Here is a 17,435-nt window from a genome sequence, read left to right on the forward strand (position 1 = left end):
TTACCTATTTTATAATTTCTAATATTAAATTTTCTAATACTAACTCTTTATCAACATTCTTAAAGTTTGAAAAATAACTCTTTGCATCTAATGATTTATGATAAAGGTTATATATGTAATCATCTGTAAATTTAGTCGCAAGATACTTTATAACTGCTAATTTATCGTAGTTAGCAACTTCTACCTGCTCATTAAGCTTATAATTATAAACATCTATTATTATACTAGTTAACCAATATAATGCATCTTTAAAATACGGATTAATCTCCTTTAAAAATACATTAGGATTAGTTTGATTAACCAAAACCTTCATCAAGTTATTCCTAAGCACCCAAAAATGTTGTTCAAGCTTAATCTTAGCTATAATATTTATATCATCACGAGCCATTTGCAATGATTTCTCAACAGCATCTTGAGACATATCAAATGTATACTTTAAATAGTTGTATTTATCTTTTTGGCTAAATTTAATATCATAGACTATAGATCTACTTTTAACCGTCGGCAAAATATCTGTATAGTTTTTGGTAAACATCAAAAAGAAAGTATCTGCTGTCGGTTCTTCTAAGGTTTTTAGTAAAGCATTAGCTGCAGATTCATTTAACAAGTCAAGTTCTTCAATTATGATTATTTTAGCTAAATTATTATGCGCAGTCAGTTCACAGTTTTTAATTATCTTTTTGATTTCAGAAACTTTGATTTCGTCATTTTCTATAGCGGCAACACTTACATACGGAGAGTCTTTATAGTCAGTAACATTCTGTCCCAACAATAGCTGGCACAAAGAATTCATAAAGCTATCTAATAATACTGCATCTTTTACCCTAAAAATAAGAGCATGATGTAATATATTTTTTGTTTTTTGCTCAAAAAAACTATCAAGAAGTTGCTGATGAATATCTAAAGATAACACTGTTGACCTACATTATTTTACGCGCATACAAAAAACTTGTTATAGTTTTTCTAATCATAGCAAGCTTAGATTTAATAAATCCTTTATCCTTTTTTCTAACGTAGCTAACTTCATAAACAGAATAATGATTATCAAGAAACTCAATTAAATAATCATCATAAGTTCTAATTTCATCAACTAGACCTAACTCTAAAGCATCTTTACCAAACCAATATTCTCCAGTAGCTACTTTATGCATATCTAAATTTGGACGATATGCCAAAATATGCTTTTTGAATAACTCGTGAATATTTTCTAAATCTTGCTTGAACTTTTTACGCCCTTCCTCTGTATTCTCACCAACAGTTGTCAATGTACGCTTAAACTCACCTGAAGTGTGCATTTCAACATTGATACCATTTTTTTCAAGAAGCTCTCTGATATTCGGAACTGTACCAACAACTCCAATTGAACCTACTATAGCAAAAGGTGCAGCAATAATCTTATTAGCAACCGCTGACATCATATAGCCACCACTAGCAGCAACTTGGTCAATACAAACTGTCAAGGTTATTCCTGCTTGTCTAATACGCTCTAACTGAGCTGCCGCAAAGCCATAACCATTAACAACACCACCTGGACTATCTATTCTAACCACCACTTCATCGTCTGCCACAGCTACAGCTAGAATTGCTGTTACTTCGTTGCGTAAATCTTCAACTTGAGATGCGTGAATATCTCCTTTAAAATTAATAATAAACTTTCTTTGCCTAGGTTTTTCTTGTTTATCAATTTTTTTCTGTTCTTTGACAAACTTTTTATATTCCTTTTTATCTAACAAAGTTTCTAAAATTTGCTCTTTAGTAGATTTATACTCATCGCCTATTTTATTTATTTCAAGTTTTCCTGCTGCTAATTTTGTAACTTCTTGTTTAGCTTTAGCAAGTAAAGAGAAAAAGCTCCCTACAACAAAAACAATAGCTATTACAACCAAGGCTGTACTCAAAGCAAAAAATACAAAATCTATAAAACCTTGATACCACATAGTTATTTTATCCTATCGATGAGCTCTTAAAGTCTTTAACAAAGACTCTCCAGCACCACCTTTTAAATTAGCTTTTTTAACAGAATCTCTTGCAAACACGCGTTTCTTATAATTGAAAATTGATCCATACTCTTCATCAATTACAAAGCCTTCTGCTTCTAAACAAATAATTAAAGCAGCTATATAACAATCAGCTAAAGTGAAGCCTGAAGATATAAAATAATCAGAATCTGAAAAAGCTTTTTCCATAGCTAATAAGCTTTCTCTAAGATCTTTAAAAATTGCTTTTAGCTTGGTTTTATTCTCTCTATTTTTTCTGATCTCATCAAGTACTGGATACCACTCATTATCAATCTTATCCAAAGAAAGACGTATTTTAATACGATCATTAACAACACTTGGTAATAAACTTGGCGCTGGAAAGCGCTCATCAATATATATTAATAATGCTTTTCTATTATTTATACTATAGTCCTTTTCCATAAGAACAGGAAAAATACCGTTAGGAGAGATTTTTTTAACAACATTTGGCTCTAAATCTCCTGCTTCAACAACATCCATTGCCATTTTCTTTTCTAACAGAGCAATTCTTGCTCTCAAAGAATACGGACAATATTTTGTAGTATATAATGTAACTTTCATCAAATATGCCTTTTTATGGATTAAAACAATTAGTCTTGTTTGCTATAATTGTCAGTAATAAAAAACTAGTATCAAATTTTACCATATTTGTGGATAACTACAACATAGACAAGCAAGGCTTTTTATTAGACTTTAACAGTTGGGATATTGGCTTTTGTAATAAAGTTGCTAATGATGAGAAAATCTCGTTAACAGATGAGCATATATTAGTCATCAATTTTTTACGCGATTTTTATCAACAAAACAAAAAATCTCCAGCGATTCGAGAACTTGTAAAAGCTTTAAGAGAAAAGTATGGCGAGAAAATAGGTAATAGTTTATATCTACAAATACTATTCCCAGTTTCACCTGCAGTACAAGCTGCAAAATTAGCTGGACTTCCAAAACCAAAAAGGTGTATTTAAAATATTCAAAGGAGCGAATAATGACAAAAGTTTTATGTAAAAAATACAATGAAGAATTAGATGCTATACCATTTCAACCACTACCTGGTGAACTTGGTAAAAAAATTCATTCAGAGATTTCTAATAAAGCATGGCAAGCTTGGTTAGCTCATCAAACAATTTTGATCAATGAATATCGTTTAAATCTAATAGAACCAAAAGCTAAAGAATTTCTTAAAGAAGAAATGCAGAAGTTTTTATTTGAAAACAAAGAAGATAAACCAGAACAGTTTAACGAAATTTAAAATATCCAGCTAAAGTTCATTAATATCTACTTGCGATTTATCTTTTTTAAGGTTAAATTTGCACATAATCTAAGCTTTATACCATCCATTGAAAGTGAGAAATTTAAGAAATACATATTTTTTTGATATTTTAATATTACTAACTATATATATCATTTATTTTTTCTTATTTTTAGGATCACGTCATCTAAGCATCCCTGATGAAGGACGTTATCCAGAAATTGCAAGAGAGATGCTAACATCTGGAAACTGGGTTACCCCTACAATCAATGGTGTACCCTTCTTAGATAAACCTCCCTTATATTATTGGCTTGAAGCAACTTCAATGCACTTTTTTGGAGTCAATGCTTGGGCAATTAGATTACCTCAAGCAATATTTGGTATACTCGGCTGTGTATCAATATATATTTTTGGACGATACTTCTATTCACGATTTGCAGGAGTTCTTGCAAGTTTCATACTAGCAACGAATGTACTTTATTTTTTCGAAGCTCACTATGCAAATATGGATCTGATTGTTGCTAATCTTCTATGGATTGCTTTTTTCCTATGTTTGGTTAGTTTAAAACAGTCAAGCACAAAGAGTAAAAGAATACTTATGTATATCGCATACTTTGTATCTGCTTTAGCTTTTCTTACCAAAGGACTAATCGCGATTGTTTTTCCATGTATGACTGTTTTCGTATGGATGCTTATTACTAATAATTGGCATAGACTAAAAGAGCTATATGTACCAACAGGCATAATATTATTTGCTCTAGTCGTTTCTCCATGGTTAATACTAGCACAAAAACAAAACCCTGATTTTTTATATTTCTTTTTTTATTTTCAACAGTTTTATCGTTTTGTAGGACAAGGTTTCAATAATGCCATAGGCCCATGGTTTTATTTTGTAATTCTTTTGGCGGTATTTTTACCATTCAGTATGTTACTCATCAATAGATTACCTAAAGGATTTAAAAACATTTGGCAAAATCGAAAATCTGATTATATAGGATTTTTGATAACTCTTTGGTGCATACTTATTCTTATTTTTTTCAGTATACCAAGCTCTAAAATTGTAAGTTATATTATGCCGATATTCGCTCCGTTATCACTTTTGATGGCTTTATCGTTTGAGAAAATCATAAAGACTAAAGATAATTTATCTACATTTAAAAAAATGCATTTAATTACGAGCATTCTGTTTTTTATTGTAGCAATTGCCATTGTAATATTTTCTCAAATTCAGCAAAGCATCTTAGATACTCAAGCACCTTTAGTTTATATAGCTTTAGTAGTAATACTAGCTTTGGCTTTAGCATACAGTTTTAGACTCTCATTAAAAAATAATATCAAACAAGCAATTATTTTTATAGTTTCTGTGATGATGCTCTTAAATGTGCTCGGACAAATCATAATACCTTTTTATGATATAAGAACATCTCAACCACTTGTAGAAAAAATACTCAATGACTCTAGTCCTGATACCACCTTTGTCTATTACAATAGGGCTCAACCAAAACACTTTATACTCGAGGATGAACTTAAACAAAAAGGTTACGAGGAAGATCTACCAATATTGTTAAATAAAAATATTTATATAGTTTATAACTGGAAAACTTATAAGCCTGAAATTGACAATTGGGCAAGAGAGTTCCATTATGGCATAAAACAATACCAGGATTCTCATAACGGTAAATGGCCAGAATATCTAATAACTTATACACAGTTTGATAAACTACTAAAGACAAATGATAATATGATAATTTTCATGCGTGAGAATCAATTAAGCGAATTGCAACAAAAATATCCTAAAATTGATTTTAAGATAGAAGCAACTTATAGAAAAAATATAGTTGTCAGTGTAATTAAAAAATAAGTATAAGAAAATCCTACAATATAACTAAAGATTTCTACTCTCATCTTCATCAATAATATAACGTGGACGCTTTTTTGCTTCTTCGAATATCCGACTAATATACTCCCCTAAAACTCCTAAGGATATAAGTTGTACGCCACTAAAGAACATTATACTAACAACAATAGTTGGCCAACCACTTACATCACCACCAAAAAATAAGCTTCCCATAAAAATATAAAATCCATAAGCTAAAGCAACTATAGAAACCAATATACCAAATATAGATATAAGTCTTAATGGTACTGATGAAAATGAAAATATACCTGTAAATGCTAGCTTAAAAAGCTTACGATAACCCCAACGGCTAGCTGTACCATCTTGCCTATCCGCAACATCAAAAGGAACAGGATATTCTTTAAAGCCTATCCATGCAAATAGCCCTCTAATAAACCTTCCATTTTCTGGTAAAGAATTAAACGCTTTTATGCACTGCTTATCTAATAACCTAAAATATCCAGCGTTTGCAGGAATCTTGACCCCCATTAGCTCATTACTAACTTTAAAAAAGGTTTCTGATAGAAAGCTTCTAGTTGCACTTTGATCTGTACGATTTCTAACTCCATATACATTAGAAAATCCCTCACACCATTTCTCATAAAACTGGTCAATAACTTCTATAGGATGCTGGAAGTCACAGTCCATAATAATCGCAGCATCTGCATTTTTAGATGCCTCTAAACCTGCTGTGATAGCTGCCTCTTGTCCAAAATTCCTTGAAAAACTTATAAATTTGATATTTATCTGCCCAACTAAAGATTGAATTATTTCAACAGAACCATCTGAACTTCCATCATTTATAACCACTATCTTATAATTAGGAGTAATCTGTAAAAGCTTATCAGCTAGTGCTCTAAGAAAAGACTCAATCAAAACCTCTTCATTATATACAGGTATAACTGCATAAATATTTGGATCTTTTATATTTCTAACGTTAGTCATCAAATAAAAATATTAGCCTCAACTAATGCTATTATAGCCATGTCAGTATAAAATGAGTAGCAGTAAAAAATATTTTTCTAAAACAAAGTAAGTTGTATATATGTCTAAAAAAATTATAATTTGTGCCGATGATTTCGGTATGAGTCAAAACATAAATAATGCTATTGTTGAACTTTTGAAAAAAAATATTATAAATGCCACTAGTTGCATGACTAATATGCCAGAATTTAAACAAGGTATCTCCGAGCTAAAGAGAATATACAATAATTCTATCAATGTAGGTATTCACTTAAATTTAACGGAAGGAACTCCTTTTACAGAAGCTAAATCATTAGTAAGTAATGACTCTTTTATACCCGTATCAAAACTTCTTATAAAATCACAACTAAGATTTATAAAATATAAAGATGTCTATAATGAATTGAAATATCAGATAAAATACTTCATAGATAACTGGGGAAACTTGCCTGATTTTATTGATGGTCATCAACACGTGCATCATTTCCCAATTATTAGAAAAGCTCTAGTAAGCCTCTATAAAGAATTCAATATGTATAATAAACAAACTTATATTCGCTCAACTTATAATATGTCCAAACCTGACTTTAAATCTAAGGTTATATACTATAGCGGTGCAAAAAAGCTCAATAAAATGCTAGTAGCTAACAATCTCAAGCATAACACAAGTTTTGCTGGAGTATATTCATTAGAAAGTAGCGCAGAAGATTTCCAAAAAGTTATAAATTACGCCTACAAAAATATACAAGATGGTGGAATAATAATGTGCCACCCAGCCAAAGCTATTGATAAAAATGATCCTATTGGTAAATCACGTCTCAGAGAATATGAATACTTCAAATCCGACCAAGCACTCGATGATCAAAAAAATAACAATATTCTCTTATAGTTAGAGCTATTTTTTTACTTTTTTATAGATATATTTAGGATTAATGGTATCTGCTAAAAGCTTATTTTCAAAGTCAATCCTCACTAGAATACCAAGAGTAAAACACATAATGAGCAAACTACTACCACCATAGCTTATAAGTGGTAAAGTAAGACCCTTTGTTGGCAACAATCCAGTATTAACGCCAATATTAACAAAAACCTGAAAGCCAATCCAAAAACTTATCCCATAAGATAGAAATGCTTGATAATATCTTTTTAGTTCAAAAGCTGCTTTTGCAATATTCATAGCTCTAAATACTATAAACAAATATACAACCAGTAATACCATCAGACCAACAACACCTATCTCTTCGGCAATTACAGAAGTGATAAAATCAGTATGAGCCTCAGGCAAAAAAAACTGTTTCTGAACTCCATTGCCTAAACCATCACCAAACCAACCTCCTCGACCAAAACCTATAAGAGCCTGAACAAGCTGATAACCAGAACCATTAGCATTTTCCCATGGATGAAGGAATCCCGTAATTCTGTGCATACGATATGGTGAAATAATCACAAGCATAGTCGCCATAATGAGCATAGCACCAATAAGTAGACCGTACCAACGCACCTTATTACCAGATACAAATAACATCCCCATTACACATATTGAGATAACAACTGTTGAACCAAAATCAGGTTGCATAAGCAATAAAACTGCAACACAACCTAATAGTGTAATAGGCGTAAGAATACCCTCTTTAAAATTAGCCATTTTGGGTAGATTTTCAGCAATATATCCAGAAAAAAAGATAATTGCTAAAAGTTTAGCTAACTCTGCAACTTGAATATTGATAATAATTAAAGGTATCCAACGTCTAGCTCCATTTACGCTTTTTCCGACACCTGGAACTAATACTGCCACAAGCACTATAAGCATTACAAAGAAAAAAACATTATAATTTTTCTCATAATTTTTAGTCGGTACTAACAACGCCAATAAAAAAAGGAATACTGCAATAACTGCAAAAAAACCCTGTCTAATAGAATAAAAATATGGGTTATTATAATCATCTAATGCAACAATCATCGACGCAGATGTAACCATAACCCAGCCAAAAGTAAGTAGCCCTAGCATTACAAAAACTATAGAGATATCTATTTCCAACTTCGCTCTTACACGTTCTTTTTTTGTATTTTGACCACTTAATAAAAGCTTTAATCTATATAGCACTCTACTTTCCCAATTTTTATTTTAACTCAGCAACAAGTTTCTCAAATACCTCACCTCGCTCAGCATAACCACTGAACTCATCAAAGCTTGCACATGCTGGTGATAATAATACAATCTCACTATCTTGAGCCTTTTGACTAGCTAATCTAAATGCGTCTTTCATATCATTACAAATCTGATACTGGCACAGATCTTTGATGTAATTCTCTATATATTCTTTATCTTGACCATATAAATAAACGTACTTAACATACTTAGCCAATGATTTACTCATTAAACTAAAATCACCACCTTTAGCAACTCCACCGAGTAATAATATAATATTCTTTGAACTAGTTATACTATTTAGTGCAGCTATAGTAGCCCCAACATTCGTACCTTTTGAGTCATTGATATAAGTAACACCAGCTATGTTTTTTACAATTTCACAACGATGCTTCAAGCCTTTAAATTTTTTAATTGCAGCTACAGCTTTAGAAATATCAATACCGAATCTATCAAAGATATTCAAAACAACAATAATGTTTTCTAGATTGTGTTCGCCAAAAAGATTTGTTTCAGTAATATCTAATAATTTAGTTGTATCTTTATAGATTGAACCTCTTACTATCTGATATTCCCCAGCATATTTAATGCCTGTATTATGTACATCATAAACGAAAAAATCTTTACTAAATTTTGCTAAATTTAGCTTCGACTGCTTATATTCTTCATAATTTTTATATCTATCTAAATGATCAGGAGATACATTAACTACACATCCTAAATCAAACTCAACACTGTTAAATAAATCTATTTGAAAGCTTGATACTTCAACAACACAATAATCAAATTTCTCGCCAATTTTATTTAACGGTGGTGTACCAATATTACCTACAAGAATACTCTTATAACCCAGATTTCTTAAAACAAAATCAAGCATCGTTACTATAGTACTTTTTCCATTTGATCCTGTAACGGCTATCATTTTTGCCTTAGTGTTTCTAATTGATTGATAAAACAAATCAATATCACTAACTATTTTTTGTTTAAATTTAGATAAAACTCGATACGGCGACTTATTAAGAGGAATGCCTGGGCTTACAGTTATTAGATCATATTGCTCTAAATCACAATTTATAAAATCATCATCACTCTGCGAAATATCTACTGAAAGATCAATAAAATTAGCTAAAAAATCACAAACAGACTTGCCTGTAGAGCCATAACCAACCATAAGTAGCTTAGAAATTTTTTTATTATCAAAATAAAAACTAAACATTATCTAACCTTAATAGCTACTAAACCGATTAAGAAAAGTATTAAAGAGACTATCCAAAAACGTATCACAACTTTTGTCTCAGGCCACCCCATTAATTCAAAATGATGGTGAATAGGAGCCATTTTAAAAATTCTCTTGCCATTTCTAAGCTTGTATGATCCTACTTGTAGCATCACAGATAAAGCTTCTACAACAAATAATAAACCCATAATAAAAAAGATTAGCTCTTGGCGGATCATTACTGCAATCACACCTAGCACAGCACCTAACGTCAATGAGCCTACATCTCCCATGAAAACTTCTGCAGGATGAGAGTTAAACCATAAAAATGCCAAACCTGATCCACATAAAGCTGCACAAAAAACTGCCACCTCAGCAAGACCTTGATTATTTATATATGGAAATAATAGATAATTAGCTAACATACTATTTGTTTCAATATAAGCATAAATACCTAATCCCGCAGCAACAAGGACAACAGGAACTATCGCTAAACCATCCAACCCATCAGTTAAATTAACAGCATTACTACTTCCATTAATAATGAAAAATGTCAAAACTACAAACAGGAAAATTCCCATAGGAATATGTAAATTTTTAGTAAATGGTATCGAAAGGTTCATCTGACCATTTTTAGACAAAAGGTAGAACAGAACTATAGCTAATATAATTGAAAAAATAGACTGTAAAGCAAATTTGTGCTTAGCTCTTAAACCCTTAGGATGCTTAAGAACTAGCTTCAAATAGTCATCAAAAAAGCCAATTGCTCCAAAGAAGATAACTACCAAAATTAAAATCCATAGATATATACTAGATAAATTTCCCCAAAGCAAAGCAGAAATAATAACTGAAGAAAGGATCAATACCCCTCCCATAGTTGGAGTATTTCTCTTAGAAAAATGGCTTTGTGGTCCATCATCTCTTACAACTTGACCAATCTGCATTTTCTGCAACCATCTAATCATTGGTCTACCAAGAAAAAGAGTTATTAACAATGAGGTTATAGAAATCATTATAATTCTTACAGATACATAACTACTAAAAACCTCTAGACCTTTATAGTAATGACTTAACCAATTAAAAAGATAAATTAACATATAATAAAAAATTTCAGTGTATTGGCGCTATTATAATGGATATATTATATTTTTTATAGAGAGAAAATTAGTATCTATATACTTGGTTCAAATTTCTTATATTTAACAGCGAAATCATCTTCTTCAAATTGTTCGTAATTTTTAATAAAACTTTTAATTAAAGACTTATACTGTTTTTTATATGCAGATTCATCTTCCCATAAATTTTTCAGATGTATAACCTCATCATTATCATAAATAGAAGTCAAAGCTTTAAAGTTAAAATATTTTTGACGTTCAAATTTGAAATTGACATTTTCTGGCTCTGTCAACAGGTAGTTGACAATCATCTTTGTTTCTTCAACAGGCACTCGTCTACCAGTTTTATAATCACCATCAATCCAACCAACATTAACCATATATATTTTAGCATCACTATGCTTCAAACGTTGACGCAGAATACTAGCATAACGAGTTGGTTTAAGTAATAAAAATGGTTGAGCATAACAGCATGAAAACTCTGGTTTAGGCTCAGTAACGCCTGCTTCAATTCCTGTAGATGTACATGTATAACCTGATAAGAAATAATAAATTGCTTGACCTTTACTCAGTTTAGCTACTCGAGGTAAAACCCCTTTAGCATCTTTTACAAGAAAGATTATTTTACTTGGATCATTTGTATTTACAATATTATCAAAATTTTCTCTCGGGAAAGTTACATACGTATTACTTTGTGATTTTGATTTTTCTCCAAAAATAATATTTTTATTTTCATCAAAGTTAGGATTCTCAATTAACAGATTGCCTTGAAGTGCTTTTTTTATACGTCTATCATTTTTCTTAAAACTTGCTGATTTGATAGTTAAGCCAGACTCTAAGCTATACACACCTCGTGTCTCTGTCCAAGCCACAGCTTCATTAGCAACTAAGCTTTTGTTATTATCTAATGCCAAAGTCGTTTTACCACTGCCTGATAATCCAAAAAACATAGAACTATTAGCTTCATCATCAACACTAACAGCACAATAAAAAACACCTATGTTATTCAATGATAGGTAATAACTCATAACAGATAACAATACTTTATTAATCTCAGCCAAATATAATGTCCCTACTAATAGGCTTTCACGCTGCTTTAGATTTGTAGCTATTATTTTTGATGAGTTTAGACCTATTTCAACATAGTCATCAATCTCAGTTTCTGGAGAGTGCATAATCACCCACTGCGGTTCAAACTCTTCTGACTGTTTTTGATTAGGCGCAATTGATATCAACTTAAAAAAATATGCTGCCGATGCCTGGGTTGTTATCAAGCGAACTGCAATTGAATTCTTTTCATCATGATTATAAAAACCATCGATTACGAAAATATCTTTCGTTGATGCATCCTGATGAAATTTTTGCTTAATTACTTTCCAATGCTTTCTTTTTAATCTTTTATTATCTGACCCATCTTCATGCCACCAAATATTTTTCTTAGCATATTTAGTCTCGACGATATATTTATCATCAGGAAGTCTTCCTTTGATATCACCACTATCAACAACTAAGGTTTTTCCTTCGCAACCAACAAAACCAGTATTGCTCTTGGCATGTTGAGCCAGCTCTTCTAGAGATAAATTTCGATGCACTTCTTTGATTGTATATAAATATTTGTTATCGTCTATGGTTGAAGGATCCATAATGAAAGTTCCTATGTTGCGAAGCATTTAGATTTTAACTGCAAATTATATCCAGTATATACTTTTTTTTCAAAAAAATATGTTATTGTTTTTGTAATAAAGTAAACTATTATCTAAATATATTAAGTAAATGATTTCTTCAACAAAATGAGTAGTGAAACTAAAGCAAATAAAACTAATTTTATTAAAAATATAATCAAAAAAGATATTGGAACAAAAAAAGTCTCTAGTGTTCTAACACGTTTCCCTCCAGAACCAAATGGTTATCTACATATTGGACATGCTAAATCAATATGTCTAAATTTTGGTATAGCTGAAGAGTTTGGTGGTAAATGCAACTTACGTTTTGATGATACAAACCCTGACAAGGAAGATATCGAATACATCAATGCAATAAGAGAAGATGTCGAATGGTTAGGTTTTAGATGGGAAAATGAGCCTCACTTTGCTTCAGAATACTTTGATAAGATGTATGAATTAGCAATACTGCTCATAAAAAAAGGTAAGGCATATGTTTGTGATTTATCAGCAGAAGAAGTGCGTGAATATCGCGGCACACTAAAAGAACCCGGTAGAGATAGCCCATATAGAGAACGTAGTATAGACGAAAATCTTAAGCTTTTTGAAGCAATGAAAAATGGTGAGTTTGCTGAAGGAAGTAAAACATTACGTGCTAAGATAGATATGGCTTCTGGCAATATTAACCTCAGAGATCCGGCTTTATATAGAATAAAGTTTTCACACCATCCAAAAACTGGAAATAAATGGTGCATATATCCAATGTATGCCTTTGCACACCCATTAGAGGATGCTATAGAAACTATTACTCACTCACTATGTACATTAGAGTTTCAAGATCAAAGACCTTTCTATGACTGGGTTATCGAAGAAACTGAATTTCAACAAAAACCTCAACAAATTGAATTTTCAAGGCTAAATTTGAATTATACTATAACTAGTAAGAGGAAATTGAAATACCTAGTCGATAATAACCTCGTAAGTGGCTGGGATGATCCACGTATGCCAACAATCAAAGGTTTCAGACGTAGAGGCTACACTCCTGAGTCTATTCGCAACTTCTGTGACATGATAGGAATATCCAAACAAGATTCAATCATTGATATCTCTGTTTTAGAAGAGACTATTAGAAATGATCTAAACAAAAATGCCCTAAGAAAAAATGCTGTTTTAGATCCTATCAAAGTTACTATAGATAATATGCCCGTACATGAATTAAATGTACCAAACCATCCCCAAGACTCTGAGTTTGGTCGCCGAGATATAACAATATCTTCTGATATTTACATTGAAAGAGATGACTTCGTCTTTGACTTAGAAAAAGATATGAAAAAACTCAGTCCTAGTGGGAGAGTAAGGCTTTTAAATGCTTATGTAATTGAGTGTAAAGAAGTTATTACTAATAATGATGGTGAAATTATAGAACTAATATGTTCTTATTTACCTGAAACATTAGGCGGTAAGAAACCTAATGATGGTATAAAACCTAATGGTATCATACACTGGGTTGATGCTAATAACTGTATTGACGCTGAAGTAAGAGTATATGACAGACTATTTAATCACGAGAACCCTGCAAGCTTTGATGATGTTGAAGATGTACTAAACCCAGACTCTTTACAGATTATTAAAAATGCTAAAGTAGAGAAATCTCTAGAAAATATAACCCCTGAACAACACTTTCAATTTAATAGAATTGGTTACTTTATATCTGATTTAAAAGACTGCACTAATGAAAATTTAGTATTTAACAGAACTGTCACTCTTAGAAATACTTGGGAAGCTAAATAGCTGGTATTCTTTGTATATTCTATACATTTTTATTCACAAACCTTCTCAGCAGTAAAATTATTATACTTGTTAATATCGCTATAACAATAAATGTATCTAAACCATCGCTCATATTAGCTTTAGATAAACCTAAATCACTATCTGAAATATAGAAGAAACTAGCAAGAAAACCTCCTAATTTACCTCCTACACCCAATGTAAGCAACCATATGCCCATATACAAAGCAACAAAACCTTTAGGCGCTATTTTTGTAATCATTGATAAGCCAATAGCCGATAAAGATAGCTCAGAAACACCCAATATTATATAAGCAAAAATGATACCATATGCTGAGACTTTAGTATGCTCAGGAGATATAAGTATTGAAACTAGTATTACTAAAAATGTGATCGTTAATAAAACAAAAGCAATATTAAATTTATCAATATCTTCCACTTTCATTCGCTTCTTATCTAAATAAATCCAAAATTTGCCTAGAATTCCTGCAAAAAATAATACACTTAATGATTCTACACTTAAAAACTGACTCGGATTTAATAGTGAATTATCCACTGAATACTGAGTAAACAGCAATACGCTTATAAATATTTGGAAGTACAGACCCCAATATATTATAGACAACAAGAAAAATATTCCTGCAACAAACACTTTTTTGAAACTAGATTTCTTCATTGATATACCAAGTATCACTTTAGATGCTATCACAGCAACAAATATAGATAAATTAGCAATTATTGGTTGTTCAAAGATATAAAATAAAACTATTATATATACTATTAATAATAAAGTTACTTTCAGAGTTACTGATAAAGTAAGTTTAAACTCTATAATATGTTTATTTAAAAACTTAAAGCCTACTAGTAAAAGACAAAGCATGAATGCACTAACTGCCATACTACTATAAAATGGTGCTCCATAGCCATAATTATCTTTTAGCCAACTAGCTATGAATAGTGCTCCGAAGCTTCCCAAATTAATACCCATATAGAAAATATTAAAGCCAAAATCTCTTTTTGAATCATTCAAACTAGACTTGTCATAAAATCTCCCAATAAAGGCAGACATATTTGACTTTATAAGACCTGTACTTACAGAAATAAAACTCAAACCCAAATATAACATGCTTTGACTAGTTGAATATGCCAATATAAAGAATCCGCTAAGCATGAAAAGTGAACCTAGTAGACCAGCTCGGTAATATCCCAAATATCTCTCAGCAATAAAGCCTCCTAAAATAGCTGAAATATATACCATCGAAAGAGTTGTACCAACCAAAGATGCTGATAAGTCTTGTGAAATTTGAAATTTATCTATCAGATAAAATATTAATAGTGATTGAATTATATAATATCCATAACGTTCAGCAAACTCTGCTAATGATGTAATTGCTAAAACTTTTTTTTCTTCTCTGAGATCTCTAGAGTTGATATCTTGGCTACTCATATTTAACAATATAAATAATCTTTAAACTTACATAGCCGTTATAATAACATAAATATATAATTAAATTTTGATTATTCTAATTCTAAAAGCTCTTCCCAAAGTACATATTTTTTCTCGAGATCTTCATTTAAAGAGTTGAGTTTTTGTTGAATTTCATTTTGCTGTGATTGTGATTTTTGGTAAAAATCCAATTCGCCCATTTGCTGTTGAATCAAAGTAATATTTGCTTCTAGTTTTTCTATTTGACTTGGTAAATTACGTAGCTGTTTTTTCTGCTCATAAGTTAATTTGTTTTTTGTCTGTGGAGCTTTATTTGTTTCTTTGGCTGGTTGCACAGGCTGTTTTCGTTGTGCTATCCAACTATCATAGCCACCAATATACTCTTGTAAGTTGCCATTCTCAAAAACTATAGTACTTGTCGCAATATTATTTATAAACTCTCTATCATGACTGACAATAATTACAGTACCTTGATAATTTATCAGCATTTCTTCAAGAATTTCTAGAGTTTCGATGTCCAAATCATTAGTAGGTTCATCAAGTATAATCACATTACTTGGTTTAGATAAAATTTTGGCTAACAATAATCTATTTTTTTCTCCCCCAGACAAATGAGTAATAGGAGAATGCAACCTCTCTGGAGTAAACAAAAATTTTTGTAAATAGGTAATTACGTGGGTTTCCTTACCATCTATATTGATAAAATCTGAACCCTCTTTGACATTATCTATAATGCTAAGTGACTCATCTAATTGATCTCTTAATTGATCAAAATAAGCGATTTTAATATTATCTGCTAACGTTACATTACCTTGTGTAGGTTTATCCAACCCAAGTAGTGAGTTTAGTAGCGTTGTTTTACCACACCCATTTTGACCAATAATTGCAATCTTATCACCCTTTTGAATTTCAGTAGAGAAATCTTTAAATAGAAATTTACCATCATACTCAAAGCCAATATTATTAGCTTGAATAACTTTTCTAGATGATTTGCCTGCTTCAGCAACCTTGATATCAGCTTTGCCAACATTTTCTCTACGTTGCTGTCTGTCACGACGCATTTGCTCTAGTGCTCTAACACGCCCTTCATTTCTAGTGCGTCTAGCTTTGATACCTTGACGAATCCAAGCTTCTTCTTGAGCTAACTTTTTATCAAACTCACTATTTGCTTTGTCTTGAGCATCTAGGATTTGCTCTTTCTTTTCAAGAAACTTTGTATAGTTACCATCAAATGAATATAAATGTCCCCTATCAAGTTCTATAATACTTTTAGCAACATTGTTTAGAAACTTCCTATCATGAGTGATAAAAAGTATAGCTCCAGCAAAGCCCGACAAAAATTCTTCAAGCCAACTAATAGAGTCAATATCCAAATGGTTTGTTGGTTCATCTAAAAGAAGTAAATCAGGTTTTTTTATCAAAGCTCTTGCTAGAATAACTCTTCTTTTCATCCCTCCAGATAGATCTTTAAAATAAGCTTGAGAGTCCAGATTAAGTTTAGAAGCCAAAACTTCAACATCGTTTAAATATGACCAACCATGATTTTCATCAATGTAGCTATGTAATTTTTCAAGCTCATTAGATTCAGGATCTGACATTAAAGTCTGCTGATATGCTATCAGATGCTCACCAAGCTCTCCTAAACCTTGTAATATAACTTCTGCGATACTTCCTTTGATATCACTAGGAACTTCTTGGATCATACTAGCGACAATAGCATTATTATGTACTATTACCTCACCGCCATCTGGAATAACATTACCTTCAATAATTTTCAATAATGATGATTTACCCGTACCATTACGTCCAATTAGACAAATTCTTTGTCCTTTTGTAACTTCTAAATTAACCTTATCAAGAACTATTTGAGTACCGAAGTTTAAACTTACATTTTTAAGAGAGATTAGCTGCATTTAAGAAAAATAATCAAAT

Annotated in this window: 15 protein-coding genes; 5 read left to right on the plus strand and 10 right to left on the minus strand. The window is 31.2% G+C overall.

The window, feature by feature from the left end:
• Window positions 1–4: 4 nt before the first annotated feature.
• Genes FTPG_RS09180 through sspA form a run of 3 tightly spaced genes read right to left on the minus strand, consistent with a single transcriptional unit; the run spans window position 5 to window position 2,579 of the window.
• Entirely contained in the window at window positions 5–913 is a 909-nt protein-coding gene (locus FTPG_RS09180) for a DNA polymerase III subunit delta' C-terminal domain-containing protein (protein WP_004288190.1), read from the minus strand.
• Window positions 914–920: 7 nt separating this feature from the next.
• Entirely contained in the window at window positions 921–1,937 is a 1,017-nt protein-coding gene (gene sohB, locus FTPG_RS09185; RefSeq protein ID WP_004288191.1) for a protease SohB, read from the minus strand.
• A gap of 12 nt (window positions 1,938–1,949) precedes the next feature.
• A complete protein-coding gene (gene sspA, locus FTPG_RS09190; protein ID WP_004288192.1) occupies window positions 1,950–2,579 on the minus strand; it encodes a transcriptional regulator SspA in 630 nt (209 codons plus the stop codon).
• 89 nt (window positions 2,580–2,668) lie between these two features.
• Here sspA and FTPG_RS09195 point away from each other — a divergent pair, with 89 nt between their 5' ends.
• The 3 genes from FTPG_RS09195 (at window position 2,669) to FTPG_RS09205 (ending at window position 5,128) form a co-directional block, all read left to right on the plus strand.
• Window positions 2,669–2,983 carry a TusE/DsrC/DsvC family sulfur relay protein gene (locus tag FTPG_RS09195; RefSeq protein ID WP_004288193.1) on the plus strand — a complete coding sequence of 105 codons (315 nt, stop codon included), beginning with the start codon at window positions 2,669–2,671 and terminating at the stop codon, window positions 2,981–2,983.
• Between the two features lie 20 nt (window positions 2,984–3,003).
• Window positions 3,004–3,267 (plus strand): oxidative damage protection protein, encoded by a 264-nt coding sequence (locus FTPG_RS09200; protein ID WP_012279794.1) that lies wholly within the window; start codon window positions 3,004–3,006, stop codon window positions 3,265–3,267.
• A gap of 94 nt (window positions 3,268–3,361) precedes the next feature.
• The gene (locus tag FTPG_RS09205; protein WP_004288195.1) at window positions 3,362–5,128 is read left to right on the plus strand and encodes an ArnT family glycosyltransferase; all 1,767 of its coding nucleotides are present in this window, start codon (window positions 3,362–3,364) and stop codon (window positions 5,126–5,128) included.
• 24 nt (window positions 5,129–5,152) lie between these two features.
• On the opposite strand, the gene FTPG_RS09210 is transcribed toward FTPG_RS09205, so the two are convergent.
• Window positions 5,153–6,109 carry a glycosyltransferase family 2 protein gene (locus FTPG_RS09210; RefSeq protein WP_004288196.1) on the minus strand — a complete coding sequence of 319 codons (957 nt, stop codon included), beginning with the start codon at window positions 6,107–6,109 and terminating at the stop codon, window positions 5,153–5,155.
• A gap of 100 nt (window positions 6,110–6,209) precedes the next feature.
• On the opposite strand from FTPG_RS09210, the gene FTPG_RS09215 reads away from it, so the two are divergent.
• Window positions 6,210–7,016: a ChbG/HpnK family deacetylase gene (locus tag FTPG_RS09215; RefSeq protein WP_004288197.1), complete on the plus strand. Its 807-nt coding sequence runs from the start codon at window positions 6,210–6,212 to the stop codon at window positions 7,014–7,016.
• A 6-nt stretch (window positions 7,017–7,022) separates the two neighbouring features.
• Here the strand turns inward: FTPG_RS09215 and ftsW are convergent, their stop codons facing one another.
• The 4 genes from ftsW to FTPG_RS09235 all read right to left on the minus strand — a co-directional run bounded on the left by ftsW (window position 7,023) and on the right by FTPG_RS09235 (window position 12,250).
• Complete coding sequence (gene ftsW / locus FTPG_RS09220; protein WP_004288198.1) at window positions 7,023–8,231, minus strand: putative lipid II flippase FtsW; 1,209 nt, start codon at window positions 8,229–8,231, stop codon at window positions 7,023–7,025.
• 16 nt (window positions 8,232–8,247) lie between these two features.
• Window positions 8,248–9,492: a UDP-N-acetylmuramoyl-L-alanine--D-glutamate ligase gene (gene murD, locus FTPG_RS09225; protein WP_004288199.1), complete on the minus strand. Its 1,245-nt coding sequence runs from the start codon at window positions 9,490–9,492 to the stop codon at window positions 8,248–8,250.
• A complete protein-coding gene (mraY, locus tag FTPG_RS09230; protein WP_004288200.1) occupies window positions 9,492–10,589 on the minus strand; it encodes a phospho-N-acetylmuramoyl-pentapeptide-transferase in 1,098 nt (365 codons plus the stop codon). Before mraY ends, murD begins: the two co-directional genes overlap by 1 nt.
• A gap of 74 nt (window positions 10,590–10,663) precedes the next feature.
• Complete coding sequence (locus tag FTPG_RS09235) at window positions 10,664–12,250, minus strand: phosphoenolpyruvate carboxykinase (ATP) (RefSeq protein WP_004288201.1); 1,587 nt, start codon at window positions 12,248–12,250, stop codon at window positions 10,664–10,666.
• Window positions 12,251–12,397: 147 nt separating this feature from the next.
• Between FTPG_RS09235 and FTPG_RS09240 the strand changes: the two genes are divergently transcribed.
• Window positions 12,398–14,059 carry a glutamine--tRNA ligase/YqeY domain fusion protein gene (locus FTPG_RS09240; protein ID WP_004288202.1) on the plus strand — a complete coding sequence of 554 codons (1,662 nt, stop codon included), beginning with the start codon at window positions 12,398–12,400 and terminating at the stop codon, window positions 14,057–14,059.
• A 19-nt stretch (window positions 14,060–14,078) separates the two neighbouring features.
• Here the strand turns inward: FTPG_RS09240 and FTPG_RS09245 are convergent, their stop codons facing one another.
• Window positions 14,079–15,503, minus strand: a complete 1,425-nt coding sequence (locus FTPG_RS09245) for a peptide MFS transporter (RefSeq protein WP_004288203.1) — start codon at window positions 15,501–15,503, stop codon at window positions 14,079–14,081.
• Between the two features lie 71 nt (window positions 15,504–15,574).
• Window positions 15,575–17,416 carry an ATP-binding cassette domain-containing protein gene (locus FTPG_RS09250; protein ID WP_004288204.1) on the minus strand — a complete coding sequence of 614 codons (1,842 nt, stop codon included), beginning with the start codon at window positions 17,414–17,416 and terminating at the stop codon, window positions 15,575–15,577.
• Window positions 17,417–17,435: the final 19 nt, after the last annotated feature.

Source organism: Francisella philomiragia subsp. philomiragia ATCC 25015 (genome assembly GCF_000156715.1).
In the GTDB taxonomy this organism is placed as follows: domain Bacteria; phylum Pseudomonadota; class Gammaproteobacteria; order Francisellales; family Francisellaceae; genus Francisella; species Francisella philomiragia.